Source organism: Enterococcus sp. 6D12_DIV0197, from assembly GCF_002174385.1.
In the GTDB taxonomy this organism is placed as follows: Bacteria; Bacillota; Bacilli; order Lactobacillales; family Enterococcaceae; genus Enterococcus_D; species Enterococcus_D casseliflavus.
Window position 1 is genome coordinate 3722399 of the sequence record NZ_NIBN01000001.1, and the last position, 1159, is coordinate 3723557.

Sequence of the window (1159 nt, forward strand, 5' to 3'; positions counted from 1 at the left end):
TCTACATGGTCTCTGTGAAGGTTTCCATCTCTTACCTATCAAGAAAGAGAAGCTTGGCTGAAGTCTTTTTTAAATAAAATAAAGTACCCGGAAATAAATCCCGCATACTTTATTTTTTTAGATCTTACTCTTTATTCACTTTTCTTTTTTTCCAAAAGAAAATTACACCTGTCAGAAGCACAATTATGACACCTGCTACTAATTCAACTACTGATTTATTTTCATTTGTTTTAGGAAGTGTTACCTGTTTCTTACTATCAGGAGTTGTTTTTTTCTGATTCTCTTTCTCTTGTTCTGGTGTCGCATGCGTTGAATCATCTGCAGGTTTTTCTTGGCTAGGTTTTTCTTTTACTGTGACTGTAGCCGTTACCGTAATTCCATCATAACTATACGATACTTCATAGCTACCTGCTTTGCTCGGATCAACTTGACTGGCGTCTACTGTCAAGTCTTCGTACACGACTTTCTTTCCTGCTTTGTCTAATGCATTGTCAAAATTTTCTTTTGCCGTCCATTTATCTCCCACATAAATCGTGGAATCATGGACATTGATGGCTGTCATTTTCTCTTTAACCGTAATGATCGCTGTACTCGTTACACCATCATACGTGTATGTGACTTCAAAGATGCCTGCTTTACTCGTGTCGGCTTTACTGGCATCGACCGTTAGGGCTGAAAAATCAACGTCGTTGCCATCTTTATCTAACGCACTATCGAAATTATCTTCTGCTTGCCAGTTATCCCCCACGTAGATCGTGGAATCGTGGACATTGACGGCTGTCCTTTTTTCTTTGACTGTAACAATCGCTTTACTGGTTACACCATCATACGTGTAGGTAACTTCAAAGCTGCCTGCTTTACTCGTATCAGCTTTACTCGTATCCACCGTTAGATCTTGGAAATCTACTGAATTACCGTCTTTATCTAATGCACTATCGAAATTATCTTCTGCTTGCCATGAATCACCCACATAAATCGTGGAATCGTGGACATTGACGGCTGTCATTTTTTCTTTGACTGTAACAATCGCTGTACTCGTTACACCATCGTACGTATAGGTAACTTCAAAGCTGCCTGCTTTACTCGTGTCGGCTTTACTAGCATCGACCGTTAAAGCTGAAAAATCAACATCGTTGCCATCTTTATCTAACGCACTATC

At 39.5% G+C, this 1159-nt stretch carries 1 protein-coding gene; it reads right to left on the bottom strand.

All coding sequences use genetic code 11. The features are described 5' to 3' along the window. Positions 1 to 124: 124 nt before the first annotated feature. Positions 125 to 1159 (bottom strand): bacterial Ig-like domain-containing protein (locus A5867_RS17620; protein WP_140397126.1); only part of this gene is annotated, 1035 nt, incomplete at its 5' end.